General features: G+C 70.1%; 15 protein-coding genes. 14 read left to right on the forward strand and 1 reads right to left on the reverse strand.

Features of this window, described 5'->3' with window-relative positions; translation table 11 throughout:
• Positions 1-4: 4 nt before the first annotated feature.
• Positions 5-1,156 (forward strand): acetyl-CoA C-acetyltransferase, encoded by a 1,152-nt coding sequence (locus AB0E56_RS05625; protein ID WP_359797311.1) that lies wholly within the window; start codon positions 5-7, stop codon positions 1,154-1,156.
• A gap of 54 nt (positions 1,157-1,210) precedes the next feature.
• On the opposite strand, the gene AB0E56_RS05630 is transcribed toward AB0E56_RS05625, so the two are convergent.
• The gene (locus AB0E56_RS05630; protein ID WP_359797313.1) at positions 1,211-2,284 is read right to left on the reverse strand and encodes a nitronate monooxygenase; all 1,074 of its coding nucleotides are present in this window, start codon (positions 2,282-2,284) and stop codon (positions 1,211-1,213) included.
• Positions 2,285-2,445: 161 nt separating this feature from the next.
• Here AB0E56_RS05630 and AB0E56_RS05635 point away from each other — a divergent pair, with 161 nt between their 5' ends.
• The 13 genes from AB0E56_RS05635 to AB0E56_RS05695 all read left to right on the forward strand — a co-directional run bounded on the left by AB0E56_RS05635 (position 2,446) and on the right by AB0E56_RS05695 (position 14,691).
• Positions 2,446-3,348 (forward strand): SDR family oxidoreductase, encoded by a 903-nt coding sequence (locus AB0E56_RS05635; protein WP_359797315.1) that lies wholly within the window; start codon positions 2,446-2,448, stop codon positions 3,346-3,348.
• The gene (locus AB0E56_RS05640; RefSeq protein ID WP_359797316.1) at positions 3,345-4,127 is read left to right on the forward strand and encodes a MaoC/PaaZ C-terminal domain-containing protein; all 783 of its coding nucleotides are present in this window, start codon (positions 3,345-3,347) and stop codon (positions 4,125-4,127) included. Before AB0E56_RS05635 ends, AB0E56_RS05640 begins: the two co-directional genes overlap by 4 nt.
• Positions 4,124-5,041 (forward strand): NAD-dependent epimerase/dehydratase family protein, encoded by a 918-nt coding sequence (locus tag AB0E56_RS05645; protein ID WP_359797318.1) that lies wholly within the window; start codon positions 4,124-4,126, stop codon positions 5,039-5,041. Before AB0E56_RS05640 ends, AB0E56_RS05645 begins: the two co-directional genes overlap by 4 nt.
• On the forward strand, positions 5,038-5,895 hold the full coding sequence (locus AB0E56_RS05650; protein ID WP_359797321.1) for a sugar phosphate isomerase/epimerase family protein: 858 nt from the start codon (positions 5,038-5,040) through the stop codon (positions 5,893-5,895). Before AB0E56_RS05645 ends, AB0E56_RS05650 begins: the two co-directional genes overlap by 4 nt.
• Positions 5,896-5,905: 10 nt before the next feature.
• Positions 5,906-6,664 (forward strand): enoyl-CoA hydratase family protein, encoded by a 759-nt coding sequence (locus AB0E56_RS05655; protein ID WP_359797323.1) that lies wholly within the window; start codon positions 5,906-5,908, stop codon positions 6,662-6,664.
• Complete coding sequence (locus AB0E56_RS05660; RefSeq protein WP_359797325.1) at positions 6,664-7,509, forward strand: CoA-transferase; 846 nt, start codon at positions 6,664-6,666, stop codon at positions 7,507-7,509. Before AB0E56_RS05655 ends, AB0E56_RS05660 begins: the two co-directional genes overlap by 1 nt.
• Complete coding sequence (locus AB0E56_RS05665; protein WP_359797326.1) at positions 7,506-8,249, forward strand: CoA-transferase; 744 nt, start codon at positions 7,506-7,508, stop codon at positions 8,247-8,249. Before AB0E56_RS05660 ends, AB0E56_RS05665 begins: the two co-directional genes overlap by 4 nt.
• A 160-nt stretch (positions 8,250-8,409) precedes the next feature.
• Positions 8,410-9,627, forward strand: a complete 1,218-nt coding sequence (locus AB0E56_RS05670) for an ABC transporter substrate-binding protein (protein WP_359797328.1) — start codon at positions 8,410-8,412, stop codon at positions 9,625-9,627.
• Between the two features lies 1 nt (position 9,628).
• Positions 9,629-10,504, forward strand: a complete 876-nt coding sequence (locus AB0E56_RS05675; protein WP_359797329.1) for a branched-chain amino acid ABC transporter permease — start codon at positions 9,629-9,631, stop codon at positions 10,502-10,504.
• Positions 10,501-11,526 carry a branched-chain amino acid ABC transporter permease gene (locus AB0E56_RS05680; RefSeq protein ID WP_359797331.1) on the forward strand — a complete coding sequence of 342 codons (1,026 nt, stop codon included), beginning with the start codon at positions 10,501-10,503 and terminating at the stop codon, positions 11,524-11,526. Before AB0E56_RS05675 ends, AB0E56_RS05680 begins: the two co-directional genes overlap by 4 nt.
• Positions 11,523-12,317, forward strand: coding sequence for an ATP-binding cassette domain-containing protein (locus tag AB0E56_RS05685; RefSeq protein ID WP_359797332.1), 795 nt, complete (start codon positions 11,523-11,525; stop codon positions 12,315-12,317). The genes AB0E56_RS05680 and AB0E56_RS05685 overlap by 4 nt, the downstream gene beginning before the upstream one ends.
• The gene (locus AB0E56_RS05690; protein WP_359797334.1) at positions 12,314-13,033 is read left to right on the forward strand and encodes an ATP-binding cassette domain-containing protein; all 720 of its coding nucleotides are present in this window, start codon (positions 12,314-12,316) and stop codon (positions 13,031-13,033) included. Before AB0E56_RS05685 ends, AB0E56_RS05690 begins: the two co-directional genes overlap by 4 nt.
• Positions 13,030-14,691 (forward strand): class I adenylate-forming enzyme family protein, encoded by a 1,662-nt coding sequence (locus AB0E56_RS05695; protein ID WP_359797335.1) that lies wholly within the window; start codon positions 13,030-13,032, stop codon positions 14,689-14,691. Before AB0E56_RS05690 ends, AB0E56_RS05695 begins: the two co-directional genes overlap by 4 nt.
• Positions 14,692-14,723 lie beyond the last annotated feature (32 nt).

Below are 14,723 nucleotides of genomic sequence, written 5' to 3' on the forward strand. Positions count from 1 at the left end.
GAACATGGCAGAGGCATACATCGTCGACGCCGTCCGCTCGCCCGTCGGCAAGCGCGGCGGTTCGCTCTCGAGCATCCACCCGGCCGACCTCGGCGCGCACAGCCTGAAGGCTCTGGTCGAACGCACCGGCATCGATCCGGCGGCCCTCGACGACGTCATCATCGGTGCGACCGACACGATCGGCGGCCAGGCGGGCAACGTCGGCCGCTCGGCCGTGCTGGTCGCCGGATTCCCCGAGCACGTGCCCGGCGTCACGATCGACCGCCAGTGCGGATCGAGCCAGCAGGCCGTGCACTTCGCGGCGCAGGCCGTGATGAGCGGAACCAACGACCTGGTGATCGCCGGCGGGTTGCAGAACATGTCGCGGCTGCCGATCTCGTCGGCCATGGTCGCCGGTGAGGCCTACGGCTTCACCACGCCGTTCGCCGAGTCGCCCGGATGGCAGGAGCGGTACCCCGACCAGGAGATCTCGCAGTTCGTCGGCGCCGAGATGATCGCCGAGAAGTGGGACATCTCCCGCGAGGAGATGGAGCAGTTCGCGCTGGAGAGCCACCAGCGCGCTGCGGCCGCACAGGACGAGGGCCGCTTCTTGAGCCAGATCGCGCCGCTGAACGGACTCGACCACGACGAGGGCGTGCGGCGGGACACCTCGTTGGAGCGGATGGCAGGCTTGCAGACCCTCACCCCGGGCGGGCGACTCACGGCGGCGGTCGCCTCGCAGATCAGCGACGCCTCCAGCGCGGTGCTCGTCGCGAGCGCACAGGCCGTCGCGGACCACGGACTCACCCCGCGCGCCCGCATCCACCACATGTCGGTGCGCGGAGACAGCCCCGTGTTCATGCTGACGGCGCCGATCCCCGCCACGAAGTACGCCCTCGAGCGTGCGGGCATGAGCCTCGACGACATCGACCTGTTCGAGGTGAACGAGGCCTTCGCGTCGGTCGTGCTCGCCTGGATGAAGGAGACCGGAGTGCCGCGGGAGAAGGTCAACGTCAACGGCGGCGGCATCGCGCTCGGGCATCCGATCGGCGCGACCGGCACGCGGCTCATGACCACGATGCTCAACGAACTCGAGCGCACCGGCGGCCGCTACGGCCTGCAGACCATGTGCGAGGGCGGCGGGCTCGCGAACGTCACGATCATCGAACGCCTCTGACGGCTCCCGGGACCTCGCCGCGGACGGCGGGGTCCCGGTCTCGGCGCCGAGGCCTCAGTCGATGATGCAGGATGCTGCGGCGCGCACGTGCACGACGGCGTCGCGCACGATGCGGTCGACGAGTTCCTCGCAGCTGGGCAGATCGTCGATCAGGCCGACCACCTGTCCGGCCGCGAGCATCCCCGCGCGGGTGTCGCCGTCGACGAGGCCCGCTTTCAGCAGCATGGGTGTGTTCGCGGCGAGAGTCATCTGCGACCAGGAGCGGCCGGTCGCCTTCTTCATCGAGGCGGCGTCTGCGGCGAGGCCGCGCCAGCTCATCCCCGACATGCGCTTGAACTCGAGCGAGCGACGAAGTGTCGGAAGCAGCTGCCGGATGCCGGCTCGCCGCTCCAGACCCTCGATGTACTCCGTCCGCAGCAGGCGGTGCGGCATCCCGTCGGCCTTCGTGGTGACGACCGTGCCGTCGAGCCCGAAGCCCAGGTAGCGCCGCTTGATGGCGTCGGGCACGGCGCTGTCGCGCGTGAGCAGGAACCTCGTACCCATTCCGACGCCCGCGGCACCGAACGCCAGGGCCGCGGCGAGCCCGCGCCCGTCATGAAAGCCGCCGGCGGCGATCACCGGGATGTCCACGGCCGCGATGACGGAGGGGACCAGGATCGACGTGGGCACGGCGCCCGTGTGCCCGCCGCCCTCGCCGCCCTGGACCATGACCGCATCCGCGCCCCAGGCGGCGACCTTCTCGGCGTGACGCACCGCCCCGATCGAGGGGATCACGACGACCCCGTGCTCTTTGAGCTTCTCGATCAGCTCGCGTCGAGGGGCGAGGGCGAAGCTGGCGACCTTGACGCCGTGACGGATCATGATGTCGACACGCTGCTCGGCGTCGCCGGCATCCGCGCGCAGGTTCACGCCGAACGGCCGGTCCGTGCGCTCCTTGACCTCGATGATCTGCCGCTCGAGCTCGGCGGTGTCCATGGTGGCCGAGGCGAGGATGCCGAGGCCGCCCGCCTCGGCCGTCGCCGAGACCAGGCGGGCGCCCGCCACCCAGCCCATGCCGGTCTGCACGACGGGGTGGTCGACGCCGGTCAGGCGCGTGAGTGCCGTCGAGAGCATAGGGGGAGTGGTCATGTCGGAACACCTCTCTGTGTCGTGCATCGTGTCGCGCGCCAGGCCGGATACCGACCATGTGCGTGCAGCCTACCGCACTTGCCCTAGCGTTTGCTTGGTTGCTAGGGTGAGGGTGTTCCGTCGGTCGCACACACCGGCGCGGTCTCGAAGGAGAGTCGGACATGGCAGGAATTCTCGATGGACGGGTCGCGATCGTGACCGGCGCCGGACGCGGTCTCGGCCGTGAGCACGCGCTCGAACTCGCCAGGCAGGGCGCCAGGGTCGTCGTGAACGACCTGGGTACGGCGCTCGACGGAGCGGGGAACTCGGTCGGCCCCGCTCAGGACGTCGTCGACACGATCCGCGCCGAGGGGGGCGAAGCCGTCGCCAACGGTGCCGACATCGCCGACTTCCTGCAGGCGGGGGAGCTCATCGCGCAGGCGACCTCCACCTTCGGGCGCCTCGACATCCTCGTCAACAACGCGGGCTTCGTGCGCGACCGGATGCTCGTCAACGCCGATGAAGACGAGTGGGACGCGGTGATCCGCGTGCACCTCAAAGGACACTTCGCCCCGCTCCGGCACGCCGGTGCGTACTGGCGCGCCGAGGCCAAGGAGGGGAGGGTCCCCGTAGCCCGCGTCATCAACACCTCGTCGGGTGCAGGGCTCCAGGGCAGCGTCGGCCAGGCGGCCTACTCCGCGGCCAAGGGCGGCATCGCCTCGCTCACCCTCGTCGCCGCGCAGGAGCTCGGCCGCTACGGGGTCGCCGTGAACGCGATCGCGCCGTCCGCCCGCACACGCATGACCGAGGGGCCCTTCGCCGACGCGATGGCCGCGCCCGTCGAGGGCTTCGACCGCATGGACCCCGCCAACGTCTCGCCGCTCGTGGCCTGGCTCGCGAGCCCCGACTGCGACATCACGGGCCGTGTGATCGAGATCGAGGGCGGTCGGATCTGTCTCGAAGAGGGATGGCGCCACGGGCCGGTGCGCGAGCTCGATCGCCGCTGGGCCGCCGCCGAGATCGGCGACGCGGTCCGCGCGCTCGTGGATGAGGGCGCCAGCCCCGAGGCGGTGTACGGCGCATGAACAGCGGCGAATGGGCGGGACGCTCGCTCGGCACGCGCGTCGTCGGCTACGACGACAGGGACGCGATCCTCTATGCCCTCGCGGTCGGGGCTCGCGCCGATGATCTCGACCTCGTGTTCGAGGACCGCCTGCGCGTGCTGCCGTCGTTCGGCCTCACTCTCGCGCAATGGGCACCCGACGTCCTCGCCGAGGCCGGTGCATACGGCGATGCCGCGGTGCACGGATCCCAGACGCTCGAGGTGCACGGCCCCCTGCCCAGGTCGGGGGAGATCACCCTGAACGCTCGCGTCGGCGACGTGTGGGACAAGGGCACCGCCTCGGTCTTCGAGGTGATCGTCGAGTGCGCGCAGTTCACCGCGATGTGGTCGCTGTTCGCCCCCGGGACGGGCGGTTTCGGCGGAGAACGAGGGCCGGCACGCGCAACCGCCGCCGACCGCGGGTCCGGGACGATCGGCGCCGTGCCGACGTTCCCCACGCAGGCCGCGCTCTACCGACTCACCGGAGACCGCCACCACATCCACATCGACCCCGAGGCGTCGGCGCGCATCGGTCAGCCGATCCCCATCCTCCAGGGACTGTGCACCCTCGCCGCCGCGACGCTCGTGATGGCGCGTGACCGCGGCGCCCACCCCGCCGACCTCACGTCGCTGCACGGACGCTTCAGCGGTCCCGTCGTGCCCGGCGATGTGCTCGAGCTGGAGAGCTGGCCGGACGGCGCCTTCGAGCTGCGCCGCCATGGTGCGCAGGTGATCTCGGACGCGAAGGCGGTGTTCGCATGAGTCGGGTGCTCGTGGTCGGTGCGACCGGCATGATCGGGAGTCGCATCGCGGCCGACCTCGCGGCGCGGGGCGACGAGGTCACGGTCATGTCGCGCCGTGGCCCCTCCGACCGCGACCCGAGCGCCGTGGCGGGCATGCCGCGGCTGATCGGCGACTACACCGAGACCGAGTCCGCTCCCGTGGCGCTCGAGGGCTTCGACGCGATCGTGTTCTCGGCGGGCAACGACATCCGTCATGTCCCGGCGGAGCAGGAGGACGCCGACTTCTGGGAGCGGACGCAGAGCGGGGGCGTGCCGCGGTTCGCCGCCCTCGCCAAGGCCGCGGGGGTCTCGCGCTTCGTGGAGATCGGCAGCTACTACCACCAGCTGCACCCGGAGTGGGCGGAGCGCATCCCCTACGTGGCGGCGCGCCGGGATGCCGATGACGGGGCGCGCGCTCTCAGCGGAGACGGCTTCTCCGCGATCACGCTGAATCCGCCCTCGATCGTCGGGGCCGATGAGCGCGGACTCCGACGTTTCGCCCGCATGGTGGCGTGGGTGCGCGGAGAGGTCGAAGACCCGGCGCTGGTCGCCCCTCCTGGCGGCACGAACTACATGTCGGTCCGCTCGCTCTCGCAGGCCGTGCAAGGGGCGCTCGATTCGGGGGCCGCAGGGCACGCCTACCTCGTGGGTGATCGCAACCTCACCTACCGCGAGTACTTCCAGCTCCTGGCCGAGGCCGCAGGCAGCCGGCACGTGATCGAGGAGCGCGACGAAGAGCACCCCTTCCAGCCGGACCGCTTCATCGTGCAGGGGCGGGGAGCCGTCATCGCGTTCGAGCCGGACGCCGACGAGACCGCGGTGCTCGGATACGACCGCGACGACGTCGAGCGCGCGCTCGCCGAGATCGTGGCCGGCGTCGACGCGCGACCATGATCTACGCCCGCATCCCCGGTCCTGCCGTGTGCGTGAGCGGCATGGCGGCGTTGTCCTGGGACCTCGACGAGGAGATCGCGATGTACGGGCGCACCGGCACGGATCTCGTCGGACTGCCCGTGGCGAAGACAGCAGGGTATGACACCGCGCGTGTGTACGACCTGCTCGAGGGGCACGGCGTGCGCCTGGGCTACCTGGTGCATCCGCTCAGCGCGCACCCGGACGACGACGCGGGGTGGGAGAGGCAGCTCGGGGTGCTCGCCGACGGAGTGCGCCGAGCGCATGACCTCGGCGCCGGCACGGTGTATCTCACCTCTGGTCCCTCGGGGCACCTGGACTGGGAGCGTGCGGCAGACCTCTTCGCCCGACGCCTGGCACCTCTCGTGCAGCTCGCCGGGTCGCTCGACGTGCGTCTGGCCGTCGAGAACACCATGTCGCTGCGCAGCGACATCAGCTTCACCCACACCGCTGCCGACGCGTTCGCGCTCGCCGAGAGAGCGGGGATGGGCGTGTGCCTCGACCTGTACTGCTGCTGGCAGGAGCGCGGCCTCGGCGCCCTCGTCGCCGGTAGGACGGCGCAGATCGAGATCGTGCAGGTCTCCGACTTCGTGCTCGGCACGTCGTCGTTCCCCAACCGATGGGTGCCGGGCGACGCGGATCTGCCGATGCGGCAGCTTCTCGCCCTGGTCCTGCGTGCCGGGTACGAGGGCATCGTCGATGCCGAGCTGATCGGCCCGGCGATCGAGGAGGAAGGACCGGAGTCGGCGCTTCGCCGATCGGTCTCCTGGATCCGGTCGCAGGTCGCCCAGGCACCGGACCGGCAGGACAACCAGAACAACCGGAAGCAGAGTTAGGCAGGCACTCATGTCGATCGAGATCACCACGCAGGACAAGGGCGTACACGTCGTCACGATGAACTATCCCCCCGTGAATGCACTGCCGGTGCAGGGGTGGTTCGATGTGGCCGACGCGATGCGCGAAGCCGGTGCCGACGGGTCGACCCGCGTGGTCGTCCTGCGGGCAGAGGGCAAGGGCTTCAACGCCGGAGTCGACATCAAGGAGATGCAGCGTATCGAGGGGTTCCGCGGTCTGCTCGGCGCCAACCGCGGCTGTTTCGACGCGTTCAAGGCCATCTACGAATGCCCGGTCCCGGTGATCTCGGCCGTGAACGGCTTCTGCCTGGGCGGCGGGGTCGGGCTCGTCGGCAACTCCGACGTCATCATCGCCTCCGACGACGCGTACTTCGGGGTTCCGGAGGTCGACAGAGGTGCTCTCGGCGCCGCGACGCACCTCGCGCGGCTCGTGCCGCACCACATGCTGCGCGCGATGTACTACTCCGCCCGCACTGTCACGGCCCAGCGACTGGCCGAATTCGGCTCGGTCGATCAGGTGGTGCCGCGCGCCGAACTCGACGATGCGGCGTTCGCGTTCGCCGCCCGGATCGCCGCGAAGGACACGAGGGTGATCCGCGCGGCGAAGGAGGCGCTCAACGGCATCGACCCGATCGACGTCAACCGCAGCTACCGCTTCGAGCAGGGCTTCACGTTCGAGCTCAATCTGGCGGGCGTCGCCGACGAACATCGCGACGAGTTCGTGGCCACCGGCAACACGCTGGAGACCTGATGGCGGCGCTGCGGCCGATCGAGGAGATCGCCGGGCTCTTCCGCGACGGCATGACGGTGGGGATCGGCGGGTGGGGGTCGCGTCGCAAACCGATGGCGCTGCTGCGAGAGCTCGTGCGCAGCGGTGCGCGCGACCTCACCGTGGTGACGTTCGGGGGTCCGGATGCGGGCATCCTCTGCGCGACCGGACAGGCCGCGCGCATCGTGCACGGGTTCGTGTCGCTCGACTCGATCCCGATCGACCCCCACTTCGCCGCCGCACGACGGCGCGGTGTGGTGGCGACCACCGAGCTCGACGAGGCCATGCTGGTCGCGGGTCTGCGGGCGGCTTCGCGGCGTCTCCCCTTCGAGGCGCTCCGCAACGGGATCGGTTCCGATGCGGTGACCGAGAACCCGGAGATCCTGACCATCGTGTCGCCCTACGACGACGGGGAGACCCTGGTCGCGATGCCCGCGATCCCGCTCGACATCGCGCTCGTGCACGTCGAGCAGTCCGATGGCGTCGGCAACGCGCAGTGCCTGGGGCCCGATCCCTTCTTCGACGAGATCATGGCGCGCGCGGCGACTCTCACCGTCGTCTCGGCGGAGCGCATCGTCGGCACGGAGCAGCTCGCCGCCGCGCACCCGTCGACGTTGATCCTGAACCGTACCGAGACGGGCGTCGTGACCGCGGCCCCAGGCGGCGCAGGGTTCACGGCCCTGCTCCCGGAATATCCGCGTGACGAGGAGGCCCAGCGCGAGTACGCGGACTCGGCGCGCGATGCGCAGGCCTGGCAGCGGTACCTCGAGCGGTATCTCGACGGTGGGGACGCGGTGTCCGCCGCGGAAGGAGGCGAAGCGCGATGATCACGCGTTCCGAGGTCGCCGCGACAGCCTGCGCCGACCTGTTCCGCGGCTCCGGGGCGATCCTCGCGAGCTCCTTCGGTGTGGTGCCGACCATCGGGGTGCGCCTGGCGCGGCTCACGCATGCGCCGGAACTCCTCCTCAGTGACGGCGATGCGACACTGTTCGCCGACACCCCCGCCGTCGACCGGCCCTTCACGCGACCGGAGGGCCATCTGCCCTACGCGAAGCTGTTCGAGCTGATCGCCACCGGGCGGCGCCACGTGATCATGGGGGCGCCGCAGATCGACCGGCACGGCAACCAGAATCTCTCGGCGATCGGCCCCCGCGATCGCCCGACGCACCAGCTCGTCGGTGCGCGGGGCGCGGCGACCAACACGGCGAATCACGCGACCAGCTATTTCGTCCCGCGGCATTCGACCCGCGTCTTCGTGCCGGAGGTCGACACCGTGACGGGTGTCGGCGCCGATCGTGCCGCGCGGCTGGGGATGCGGTTCCACGATCTGCGCGGCGTGGTGACGAACCTTGCGGTGCTCGATCTCGCCGGCGCCGACGGCACCATGAGGCTCGTCAGCGTGCATCCGGGGGTGCGGGTCGACGAGGTCGTCGCCGCGACGGGCTTCCCCCTCGACATCCCGACCGATGTCCCGCTCACCCGCGTGCCCGACGAGCAGGAGCTGCACCTGATCCGTACGGTGCTCGACCCGCGGGGCCTGCGTTCGCGAGAGGTTCCCGACGTCTGACGAGCCCCCGGCAGCGGGTGACCCGGGTGCGTGGCCCCTGCCGGATTCGTGTCGACGACGGCGTTGACGTCATCCGTCGTGCTGGGTATGGTTGCAGCAACCAAGCATTTGTTTGGCGCACAGCGGCGCCAGGCACCGAGGAAACCAATGGAGGTTTCACGTGAAGTCACAGCGACTGCTCGCCTTGCTGGGAGCTGCCACACTTGCCGTCTCACTCGCCGCCTGCGCGGCCGACGACACATCGGGCTCGGGTGACGCCGGCGCCGCGGACGGCGAGATCGTGTTCGGTCTCGACGAGGACAGCACCGGTCCCGGCGCCGCCTACGCGGTGATCGCGGGCAAGACGATCCGCTTCGCCATCGACGAGATCAACGCCGCGGGCGGGATCGACGGCCAGCAGATCCGCGTCGTGGTCGGCAACGACGAGTCCGACCCCACCAAGACCCCGACGGTCGTGCGGAAGCTCGTCGACGACGGGGCGCAGGTGATCCTGCTCGACACCGGCAGCGGGGCCGTGCTGCAGGGCAAGTCGGTCGTCAAGCAGGCGGGTATCCCGGCCATAGCCCCAACCGCCGTGACCACCTCGGTCGCGGAGGCCCCGGACAACGAGTTCACCTACATGCTCGCGAACGGCGTCGACCAGTTCGCCGAGGCCTACTGCGGCGCGATGGAGACCAAGGGCTACGAGAGCATCGCCGTGTTGTCCGACGCCTCCCCGGCCATCGACAACATCAACAAGCTCATCATCCCGATCCTCGAGGACTGCGTCGAGGTCGTCGCCGAGGAGTCGGCGCCGGTCGACGCCGCCGACCTCACGGCGCAGGCCGCGCGCATCAAGCAGGCCGACCCCGACGCGATCCTGGTCTCGAGCCTCGGTGGCAACTTCGAGGTGCTCGCGCACAACACGCTTCACCAGCAGATCCCCGGAGTGCTGCGCTTCTCGCTCGCATCGATCGGCAACCAGCCGGACTCGTGGGCCCGCACCAACAAGGGTGCGCTCGCCGATGTCGTCTACATGGGCGCGCTCGACATGGACAACCCGAAGACGCAGGAGCTGGAGAAGAAGCTGAAGGAGGCCAACGGCGACGACTACCGGCTGACGGCCTACGACGCCCAGGCCTATGACTCGGTCTACCTCCTCAAGGCGGCGATCGAGGCGGCCGGCGGGGCCGACGACCCCGTCGCCGTGCGCGATGCGCTGGACGAGATCACCGGGTTCGAGGCCTCGTTCGGGCAGCCCGGCTTCACGCTCTCGTTCAGTCCCGACAAGCACATGGGCGCCGACGGACTGTGCGGCCTCGTGCTCTCGGGGTTCGACGAGGACAACGAGCCGAGCGGTGCCTGGGAGGACTACCAGGTCGCCTGCGAGTCGGAGTGACATGACCGACCCTCAGCTGTGGCTCTCGGTCCTGGAGATCGGCAGCTTCTTCGGACTCATCGCCCTCGCGTATCAACTCACCCTCATCGGCGCCGGGTTCTTCAACTTCGCCATCGGGCCGTATGCCATGGCGGCGGCTCTCGGCGCCAGCTGGCTCACGCTCGAGATCGGGTTGCCGATCGCCCTCAGCCTCGTGCTGGGGCTCGTGATCGCGGTGGTGGCGAGCGGACTGACGGAGCTCCTCGTCGTGCGCCAGGTGCAGAAGCGGTCGGGGCGCGGCGAGCTGCCTGCCCTCGTCGCGGTCACGGCTGTGCTGTTCATCGTCCAGCAGGGCGCGGGTGCCATCTTCGGGCGCCCCGCTCTGCCCGGGCAGGTGCTCTTCTCCTTCGGGCCGTGGCAGATCGGGTCGGCGTACATTTCCGGAACGGCCGTCGTCCTCATCGTCGCCACGGCCCTGATCTTCCTCGCCGTGTCGCTCTGGATGAGGCACAGCCGCACCGGGCGCCTGTTGCGCGCGGTGGGTGACAACCGTGGCGCCGCCGCCCTGCTGGGGCTCCCGGTCGGGCGGATCCGGCTCATCGCCTTCCTGCTCGCGGGCTTGATCGCAGGCGCGGCCGGGCTGCTGTACGCACCGAAGACCGGCGTGGCCTTCACCAGCGGACTGTCGTGGACGCTGGTCGGCTTCCTCGCGCTCGTGATCGGCGGCACGGGGCGCACCTGGGCACCGCTGCTCGGCGGCTTCGTGCTCGGAGCGATCCAGGTGTTCGCACCGTTCTACTTCGGCAGCATGGGGCCGACCACGATGGTCCTGCTGATCGCGCTGCTGTTCTTCGCCTTCCGCCCCCAGGGCCTGTTCTCGACGCGGGTCCGGATATGACCACTCAGGAGATGCCCGTGAACTCGATGCTCGCGCCGGCTCCCGGCGCCAGACGTCGCGCAGGATCGCGTGCCTTGATCGTCCCTGCCGTGGCGGTCGCCGTCGGTGCCATCGCCCTCGTCTGGGCGGGCAACAGCGGATTCCGTCAGGACCTGCTGGTCATGGTCGCCGTGTACGCGCTCATCGCCCTCGGCATGTACATCCCGTTCGTGATGGCGGGCTCGATGTCGATGGCCTACGCCGCCTACGCGGCCATCGGCGCCTACAGCGTCGCGATCGTCACCACCGAGACCGGACTGCCGCCGATCCTGGGGTGGATAATCGGACCGCTCATCTCCGCTGCGGTCGCGGTCGTGCTCGGCCTTCTCACCCGGCGGCTCAACGGCTTCTACCTCGCGGCGGTCACGCTGCTGTTCAGCATGGCGTTCGAGCCGTGGGTGATCGCGCTCGAGCCGATCACGGGCGGGTCGGCCGGCATCGGCGGCATCCCGTCGCCGACCTTCTTCGGCTGGGAGCCGCCGCGACTGCTGCTGCTCGCGATCGCCCTGCTGCTGGTGGTCGTGGTCGCGACGCTCATCGAGCGCATCCGCACCGGGGCATGGGGCGTCACCGTACGCACCATGCGCGACGTGCCGTCGGCCGTCGAGGCGATGGGCACCCGCACCACGACGCTCACCACGGTCACCCTCGCGGTCGGCGCGGCCGTCGCCTCGCTGGCGGGCGCGCTGTTCGTGTCTTTCATGTTGAGCATCACTCCGGAGACCTTCACGCTGTCCATCGTGTTCATGGCCCTGTTCGTCCCGCTGATCGGCGGGCAGGCCACAGCGTGGGGCTGCGTGATCGGGGCGATCGTCGTCATCCAGCTCACGTCGAACATGCCGTCGGCGTTCGAGGGCTCCGGCCAGCTCGTGCTCGCGATCGGGGTGCTGCTGATCCTGCTCATCGCACCGGCAGGACTCATCGGCTACGGGAAGGCCCTCGTCGGCTGGGTGCGCGGCCGCATCGGAAAGGCACGCGGATGAACATCGGCGAAACCAGGGACGATGTCGTCCTGCGCGGAGAGGGTCTGAGCAAGGCATACGGCGGTCTCGTCGCCCTCGACGACGTCTCCTTCCACGTGGGCAGGGGGGAGATCCTCGGGCTCGTCGGCCCCAACGGTGCGGGCAAGACCACCCTCGTGGACCTCATCACCGGCATCCAGCGCTCCGACTCGGGTACGCTCACCCTGAACGGGGAGCGGTTGAGCGGGCCGACGGCCGTCCGCGCGCGCAAGGGGCTCTCGCGCACGTTCCAGCATCCGCATCTGGCGCTCGAGCTGACGGTGCGGGAGAACATCCTGGTCGGCGCCTCCGCTGAGCGGTTCCCTTCGTGGTGGCGCATGACCGCCGGCGTGATCACAGACGGAATCCGGCACCGCGACCAGGAGCAGGACCGCGTCACGCGGGTCGCCCAGGAACTCGGCGTGCCAGGGCTCGACGAGCTGTGCGCCAACCTCTCCCTGGGCGAGCAGCGCCTCGTCGAGGTCGCCAGGGCCCTCGCGCAGGACCCGCAGGTCATGCTGCTCGACGAACCGTTCGCGGGAGCCGACGCCGACTCGATCGCGGGCATCATCGACGCGATCCGGCAGGTCCAGTCCCGCGGGCATGCGGTCATCCTCGTCGACCACAACGTCGATCTGCTCACCTCCCTCGCCGACCGCGTCATGCTGCTCGCGCAGGGCCGACGCGTGTTCGAGGGTGCTCCGGAGGACTGCCTCGCGAGCCCGGAGATGCAGCGCGTGTACTTCGGGACCACGGAGGAGGATGCCGCATGAGCGCTGATCTCACCATCACCGACCTGACCGTCCGTTACGGCAGCGCGACCGCCGTCGAGAAGGCGACGCTGACCGCGCCGGCCGGGCGCATCACGGCGGTCGTCGGTCCCAACGGCGCCGGGAAGTCGAGCCTCGCGCTCGGCGTCTACGGTGCCGTCGCGGCCACGGGCGGGATCGACCTCGGCGGCACCGACCTGTCGTCGCTCGCATCGATCGAGCGGGCGAGGGCCGGGCTGGCGATCGTCCCGCAAGGGCGTCAGCTCTTCCCCAAGCTCACCGTCCGAGACAACCTGCAGGTCATGGCCGAGATGCTCCGTCTGAAGAAGGCGGCCGTCGACGAGGCGCTCGACCGCTTCCCGGTGCTCAGGGAACGCGAGAGCCGCCTCGCCGGAGTGCTGTCGGGCGGCGAGCAGCAGATGCTCGTCGTGAGCCGAGCGCTGATGGGCGAGCCCCACTGCCTCGTGCTGGACGAGATGATGACCGGCCTCGCGCCCAAGATCGTCAGCGGACTCGCCGACGCGATCCGTGAGATCGCCGATCGGGGAGCCAGCGTGCTGATCGTCGATCCGGCGATCGGGCCGCTGCAGCGCGTGATCGATCGCGGCTACGTGCTGCTGCGTGCGCAGCTCAGCGGGGCCTATGACGACGTCGCGGCCCTCGATGACGGCTATCAGCGCGCGATGGGAATCATCCAACAGGAGATGGGAGCGGAATGAAGATCCCGGCACAGGACGCGCAGCTGACGGCCGAGTACGTCGCACAGGGGTGGTGGGGTGACCTGACCGTCGCCGACTACGTGGCGAAGAACGCGCGGGAGACCCCCGACCGCGTCGCCTACGTCGCCGACGGCACCCGGTTGACCTGGAAGGAGTACGACGAGCAGATCGACCTGCTCGCGACCGCGCTCGTCGCCCTGATGCCCCGCGGGGCCCGCTTCGGGATGCTGCTGCCCGACTCGGCCGAGTTCCACGTCGCCCTGTGCGCGGCCGAGCGCAGCGGAACGGTCGCGGTCGGCATGGGCGCGCGGTCCGGTCGCGACGAGGTCAGGCATCTGATGTCGCGGTCGGAGGCCACCGTGCTCGTGATGCGCGAGAGCCACCGCGATCGCGCTGCCCTCGATCACGTCGCCGATCTCGCCGAGGACGGCTGGACCGTCGACACGCTCATCATCGTCGACCCGTCCGGCCCCGTCCGCGTCCACCGGTTCGAGGGAGGCACCGCGACGGTCGAAGAGGTCCCGCACGCGTCGATCGAGTTGACCAGGGCGCGCGCGGCGGGCCCCAACGAGCTGGCGATGTTGAACTCGACCTCGGGGACCACGGGACGGCCGAAACTCGTGACCCAGTTCGCGAATCGCATGATCGCCTTCTCCAAGATGGCGTTCGAGGCCGCGGACTTCACCGCTGACGATGTGATGCTCGGCGCCGTCCCCGGGCCGTTCGGATTCGGGCTGTGGACCGCGCACTACGCGAGCGCCATGCTCGGGATGAAGACCGTCCTGATGGAGCGGTTCACCGTCGACGAGATGCTGCGTCTGATCGACGCGGAGCAGGTCACGATCCTGGCGTGCGTGAGCACGCAGTTTAAGATGATGCTCGATGCGCCGGCGCTGGGCTCGGCGTCGCTCGGGAGCCTGCGCGCGATGTTCACCGGCGGCGAGGCCGTCCCCTACGAGCGGGCGCTGCAGTTCGAGGAACGCGTGGGGGCGAAGGTGCTGCAGTTCTACGGCTCGAACGAGTCGGGCGCCATCAGCAACACGAGCCTGCGCGACACGGCCGACCAGCGCCTGCGCACGGCGGGACGCGTGATCGACGTGATGGACATGCGCCTCTACGACGCGCAGGGCAGGGACATCACCGAGACCGGGGGCCCCGGTCGCCCCGGAGTGTGCGGGCCGACGATCTGCATGGGCTATTACGGCGACCCCGCTGCCAACGAGGAGCTGTTCCACGACGGACGCCTCATGATGCCCGATCTCGTCACGGTCGACAGCGACGGCTACCTGCGCGTCGTCGGTCGCACGAGCGACCTGATCATCCGCGGCGGCAAGAACATCTCCGCCGTCGAGGTCGAGGAGCTCGTCGAGCAGCATCCCGGCGTGCTGATGGCCTCGGCGGTGCCCGTGCCCGACGACGTGTTCGGAGAGCGCATCGGTGTGGCGGTGACGGTGAACGGCCCGGCGGTGACGGTCGCCGACATCACGCAGTACCTGTCAGACCGCGGCATCTCCAAGCACCTGTATCCCGAGCGGATCGTCGTCCTGGACGAGCTCCCGCGGGCCGCGGGCGGCAAGGTGGCCAAGGGTGCGGTGCGCGAGATCGTCGCGGCGCAGACCGTGGCGGACGCCGATCTGCGGGGCGTGCTCGCCGAGTGAGGCCCGCTGAGGGCGGGAGAGGCGTCGCCGGA

The organism is Microbacterium sp. NPDC028030, assembly GCF_040637855.1.
Classification (GTDB): domain Bacteria; phylum Actinomycetota; class Actinomycetes; order Actinomycetales; family Microbacteriaceae; genus Microbacterium.